This is a genomic window from Streptomyces sp. NPDC002513, assembly GCF_053595355.1.
In genome coordinates, this window is the sequence record NZ_JBSFXK010000125.1 from 1 (window position 1) to 5494 (window position 5494).

The 5494-nt window shown below is 70.5% G+C and carries 5 protein-coding genes and 1 pseudogene; 3 read left to right on the plus strand and 3 right to left on the minus strand.

The window, feature by feature from the left end; genetic code table 11:
- Nucleotides 1–419: 419 nt before the first annotated feature.
- Together ACWD5Q_RS35020 and ACWD5Q_RS35025 are read left to right on the plus strand one after the other, a co-directional pair.
- Nucleotides 420–567 (plus strand): annotated as a pseudogene (locus ACWD5Q_RS35020) (NAD(P)H-quinone dehydrogenase); the annotation flags it as partial.
- 179 nt (nt 568–746) lie between these two features.
- Nucleotides 747–1706, plus strand: a complete 960-nt coding sequence (locus tag ACWD5Q_RS35025; RefSeq protein ID WP_451431110.1) for a DeoR/GlpR family DNA-binding transcription regulator — start codon at nt 747–749, stop codon at nt 1704–1706.
- 67 nt (nt 1707–1773) lie between these two features.
- Here the strand turns inward: ACWD5Q_RS35025 and ACWD5Q_RS35030 are convergent, their stop codons facing one another.
- Nucleotides 1774–3546 carry an acetyl/propionyl/methylcrotonyl-CoA carboxylase subunit alpha gene (locus tag ACWD5Q_RS35030; protein ID WP_451431111.1) on the minus strand — a complete coding sequence of 591 codons (1773 nt, stop codon included), beginning with the start codon at nt 3544–3546 and terminating at the stop codon, nt 1774–1776.
- A 363-nt stretch (nt 3547–3909) separates the two neighbouring features.
- On the opposite strand from ACWD5Q_RS35030, the gene ACWD5Q_RS35035 reads away from it, so the two are divergent.
- Nucleotides 3910–4431 (plus strand): hypothetical protein, encoded by a 522-nt coding sequence (locus tag ACWD5Q_RS35035; RefSeq protein ID WP_451431112.1) that lies wholly within the window; start codon nt 3910–3912, stop codon nt 4429–4431.
- A gap of 33 nt (nt 4432–4464) precedes the next feature.
- Here the strand turns inward: ACWD5Q_RS35035 and ACWD5Q_RS35040 are convergent, their stop codons facing one another.
- Nucleotides 4465–5085, minus strand: a complete 621-nt coding sequence (locus tag ACWD5Q_RS35040) for a Maf family protein (RefSeq protein WP_451431113.1) — start codon at nt 5083–5085, stop codon at nt 4465–4467.
- 22 nt (nt 5086–5107) lie between these two features.
- Entirely contained in the window at nt 5108–5236 is a 129-nt protein-coding gene (gene mmpB, locus ACWD5Q_RS35045; protein ID WP_451431114.1) for a morphogenic membrane protein MmpB, read from the minus strand.
- Nucleotides 5237–5494 lie beyond the last annotated feature (258 nt).

The window sequence follows — 5494 nt, forward strand, 5'->3', positions numbered from 1 at the left end:
ACCCCATAACGGGGTGTCTGGACGGAGGAGTCCACCCCAGCAGCCAGTTGGGCACTACCTCCAAGCCTGGTGCTTCAGCGCCGGGTCAAGTTGACGCTCTACGCAGGAGGCCGACCGTGAGGTCCGTCTTCCTGCACTCCGTTGCGTGAGGGCACGCGGCGCTCGCGCATTCCAGTGGCGGATCGAGGGGGTCATACGCCTGCGACAGGCTCGACGGGAGGGGTCTGTTGAGGAACCGGTCCGCCGAGCGTGAAGGAGAAGGAGTCTGACCAGCGTGAATGCCGATGAATCCGCGGGTGGGACACCTTCATGCGAACGAGGTAGTCGATCCAAAGATGATGCTTAGTCAATTAGGTTATAAGAGGGGCTGGTTGTCCGGCAAGCGTGATCCGCAGGGTCGCCGCGCTTCGCCTGTTCCGAAACTGATCCACTCGATTTTGATCACTGTCGGCAGCAACCTGACGGTGGAACAGCCTGCAACACTTCACGGCATACCGGCAGCGGTCGGGGCGGATTGCCGAGGTGGCACGGCAGTTGCACACCCGGAAGGCAGGCGCCGAGTCCTGACGGTCCACGCGGGTGACCGCGGGCCGGGGGTCCCGTTCGTGGCGAGGTGGCGGCGGGACACGGGACATAGGTGACGGGAGTGGGCACGTATACCACTTTCCGCCCTGTCGTGCGAACAACTTCTGTTATTCGGCGCAAACTGCTGAAACCAGACGGTCGTTGGGGTTACTGTCAGTTTCGTGTTCGCTGCAGAACGTCGCCAATTGATCCTCGAAATGGTGCGAGCCAACGGTGCCGTGTCGCTCCGTGAACTCGCCCGCGTCGTCCAGACCTCCGAAGTGACCGTACGGCGGGACGTGCGCGCGCTGGAGGCAGAAGGACTCCTCGACCGCCGGCACGGCGGTGCGGTACTGCCGGGCGGGTTCACGCGGGAGTCCGGCTTTCCGCAGAAGTCCCATCTCGCGACCGCCGAGAAGACCGCCATCGCCGACCTCGCCGCGGGCCTCGTCGAGGAGGGCGAGGCCATCGTGGTGGGGGCGGGCACCACCACGCAGGAGCTGGCGCGCCGGCTCGCGCGGGTGCCCGGGCTGACCGTCGTCACCAACTCCCTGCTGGTGGCCCAGGCGTTGGCCCATGCCAATCGCGTGGAGGTCGTGATGACCGGCGGCACCCTGCGCGGTTCCAACTACGCCCTCGTCGGCAGCGGTGCCGAGCAGTCGCTCCAGGGGCTGAGGGTCTCCAAGGCCTTCCTGTCCGGGAGCGGGCTCACCGCCGAGCGCGGACTGTCCACGTCCAACATGCTGTCGGCGTCCGTCGACCGTGCGCTGGTGCAGGCGGCCGCGGAGGTCGTCGTCCTCGCCGACCACACCAAGCTCGGCACGGACACGATGTTCCAGACCGTGCCGACGGATCTGATCACCCGGCTGGTGACGGACGAGCCGCCCGCGCACGACGACCGCGCGGCCACCGAGGTGCAGGCCCTGGCCGATCAGGGTGTGCAGATCGCGGTCGCCGGGGGAGGCGGTTCCTCGGGGGGCGACACGGCCCCGGCGGGCCGTCCGCCGCGCCGTGACGTGCCCCTGCCCGGCCCCCGCCGGGGCCAGGTCCCCGGCGCCGGCCCGCAGTTGCGCAGCGCGACGGCCCTCGGGGAGCCGCCGACGGGGGAACGCGCCCGGGTCGCGGACCTGCGCCGCCGCTAGCGCCGCAACAGGCAGCGGAGCGCCCGGCGGGCCGGTCCGCCGGGCGCTTCCGAAGTGGTGCGGGTGATCAGTCCTTGATCTCGCAGATCAGGGCGCCGGAGGTGAGGGACGCGCCGACCTCGGCGTTGAGGCCCTTGATGGTGCCCGCCTTGTGCGCGTTCAGCGGCTGCTCCATCTTCATCGCCTCGAGAACGACGACCAGGTCGCCCTCCTTGACCTCCTGGCCCTCCTCGACGGCGACCTTGACGATCGTGCCCTGCATCGGGGAGGTGAGGGCGTCACCGGAGGCGACCGGCCCGGACTTCTTGGCCGCGCGGCGCTTGGGCTTGGCACCGGCCGCCAGGCCCGTGCGGGCCAGGGACATGCCGAGCGACGCGGGCAGCGACACCTCCAGGCGCTTGCCGCCCACCTCCACCACGACCGTCTCGCGGCCCGTGTCCTCCTCGGCGTCCGCCTCGGCGGTCGCCGTGAACGGCTTGATCTCGTTGACGAACTCGGTCTCGATCCACCGGGTGTGCACCGTGAACGGCTCGTCGGAGCCGGTCAGTTCGGGCGCGAACGCCGGGTCCCTGACCACCGCGCGGTGGAACGGGATCGCCGTGGCCATGCCCTCGACCTGGAACTCCTCCAGTGCGCGGGAGGCACGTTCCAGCGCCTCCTCGCGGGTGCGGCCCGTGACGATCAGCTTGGCCAGCAGCGAGTCCCACGCCGGGCCGATGACGCTGCCGGACTCCACGCCCGCGTCCAGGCGGACACCAGGGCCCGACGGCGGGTCGAACCTCGTCACCGTGCCGGGGGCGGGCAGGAAGTTGCGGCCCGGGTCCTCGCCGTTGATGCGGAACTCGAAGGAGTGACCGCGCAGTTCGGGGTCGCCGTAGCCCAGTGCCTCGCCGTCGGCGATGCGGAACATCTCGCGGACCAGGTCGATGCCGGCGACCTCCTCGGTGACCGGGTGCTCGACCTGAAGGCGGGTGTTGACCTCCAGGAAGGAGATCGTGCCGTCGGTGCCGACGAGGAACTCGACGGTGCCCGCGCCGACGTAGCCGGCCTCCTTGAGGATGGCCTTCGACGCGGTGTACAGCTCGTCGAGCTGCTCCTGGCTCAGGAAGGGCGCCGGGGCCTCCTCGACCAGCTTCTGGTGGCGGCGCTGGAGGGAGCAGTCGCGCGTGGAGACGACGACCACGTTGCCGTGGCTGTCGGCGAGGCACTGGGTCTCCACGTGGCGGGGCCGGTCGAGGTAGCGCTCGACGAAGCACTCGCCGCGACCGAAGGCGGCCACCGCCTCGCGGACCGCGGACTCGTACAGCTCGGGGACCTCTTCGAGGGTGCGGGCGACCTTCAGACCGCGCCCGCCACCGCCGAAGGCGGCCTTGATGGCGATGGGCAGGCCGTGCTCCTCGGCGAACGCGACGACCTCGTCGGCGCCGGACACCGGGTCGGGCGTGCCGGCGACCAGCGGGGCACCGGCGCGCTGGGCGATGTGCCGGGCCGCGACCTTGTCGCCGAGGTCGCGGATGGCCTGCGGCGGCGGGCCGATCCAGGTCAGCCCGGCGTCCAGGACGGCCTGGGCGAAGTGGGCGTTCTCGGAGAGGAAGCCATAGCCGGGGTGGACGGCGTCCGCGCCGGAGTCCTTCGCGGCCTGGAGGACCTTCTCGATGTCCAGGTAGCTGGTGGCGGGGGTGTCACCGCCCAGGGCGAACGCCTCGTCCGCCGCACGGACGTGCAGGGCGTCCCGGTCCGGGTCGGCGTACACGGCCACGCTCGCGATCCCGGCGTCACGGCAGGCCCGGGCGACACGGACAGCGATTTCGCCACGGTTGGCGATCAACACCTTGCGCACGATGGCTCCCTCTCCTTGAAACAAGCCGAGTTTAGGGACTGCCGACACGATGTTTCGACCGGTCCCGAGTGGTGAGCTTGCCCACACGGAGCGTGAAACCATGCTCACTCCACCTGCGAAATCCCTTGTCGCACCGCCGTACAGGGGAATCCACCGGAAAACCCTAGCCTTCTGATGTGGCCGAGGTCTCTATGAGGTAGTCCTGCCACCGGTCGTGTTTCTTTGTGGAGTCCCTACTAATGGCCCAACGAAACTTTGCGCCTGACAGACCTCTTGTCCCGAGGTTTACCCGTTAGTAGCGTTCGCGATGTCTCGAAGGTACTCCGAGTAACACGCAGCGCGCTCGAAGGTGGGTGGGGGCCGGTGGTCCGCAGACCGGTGGCATGGATCGTGACGGTGGTCCTCTTCGTGGAGGCGTTCGGCATCGCGTTGTTGAACTGGTTCCTCGGCATGGTCGTGGACCGGCAGAACATGTCGCTGGCGGGACTCGACCCGGATGCGATGTCCGCGTCGTCGAAGGCGGGCGGTGTCGTCTTCGGTCTGTACTTCGCGCTGTGCGGGCTCGCCGCCCTGCTGGTGGCGGTGCGCGGCCGCACCCCGTCCGGGTTCTGGCGCATCCTGCTGATCAGCGCCGCCGTGGTGCACGCCGTGCTCGGCGCCTTCACGGTGGGTCTGGTCGGCTGGGGGGCGTTCGCGTTCCTGATGGTCGTGTTCGGGCTGATCCTGCTCACCCTCATGACGTACGACCGTCCGGGCGTGACGTCCGACCGCCAGGGGCAGGACGGCCCGCGGCCCGGGGAGGGCGGTCCCGGGGACGGCGGGAGCGCTCCGGGGCAGGGCGGACCGGCGCAGGAGGGCGGCGGCCCCGCGCCCGCCACCCCCTGAGGCCCGCCGCCCGAGCCCGCCCCGGGCGGGCGCTCACTTCTCCGCAGGCGCCCACAACTCGGTGATCCCGACGCCCAGTTCGGCCAGCAGCCGGCGGATCAGGGGCAGCGAGATGCCGATGACGTTGCCGTGGTCGCCGTCGATGCCGTCGATGAAGGGCGCCGAGCGGCCGTCGAGGGTGAACGCCCCCGCCACGTAGAGGGGTTCACCGGAGGCCACGTACGCGGCGATCTCCTCGTCCGTCGGCTCGCCGAAGCGGACCACGGTGGACGCGGTGCCGGACGCGTACCGGCCGCTGATCGTGTCGTAGACGCAGTGGCCGGTCTGCAGGGTGCCCGCCCGGCCGCGCATCGACTTCCAGCGGGCCGTCGCCTCCTCCGCGTCCGCGGGCTTGCCGAGGGCTTCGCCGTCCAGGTCGAGGACCGAGTCGCAGCCGATCACCAGCGCGCCCTTCACCTCGGGCTTCGCCGCGACGACGGATGCCTTGGCCTCGGCCAGGGCGAGCGCGAGTTCCGCGGGGGTGGGGGCGGTGACGGCGTCCTCGTCGACGCCGCTGACGATGACCTCGGGGTCGAGCCCGGCCTGCCGGAGCAGTCCGAGGCGGGCGGGGGACTGGGATGCGAGCACCAGACGGCGGCGGGGCTGATCGGTCATGCGCTCAGCGTATCGGCGTACTTCACCTGATGCCGATGACGATCATCGCCAGCAGGCTGGCCAGCGCCATCAGGACCCCGAGCCGCCGCAACATGTCCTGCATGTCACGCAGTTCCTCAGGCGGCTCGTCCTCGGGGTCGGACCACAGCATGCCGTCGATCCTGCGGCCGGGGGGTGTCCGGGCGCCTGAGTACGCGTACTCAACTTCGACCGGCGGCTCCACGCCCGCGCCGGGCCCCGAGGACCCGGCCGGGAGCCCCTGGTCCGGCCCGGGAAGCCTGTCCCGGGAAGCCGTACGGCCGTCCGGCTGCCGGACGGCCGTACGGCGGGGCGGCGTCAGCGGGAGTGTCCTGGCGCGCCCTCGGCGCAGCCGCTTCCGGTTGCGGCCGACGTACGGTTGAAGTACCGA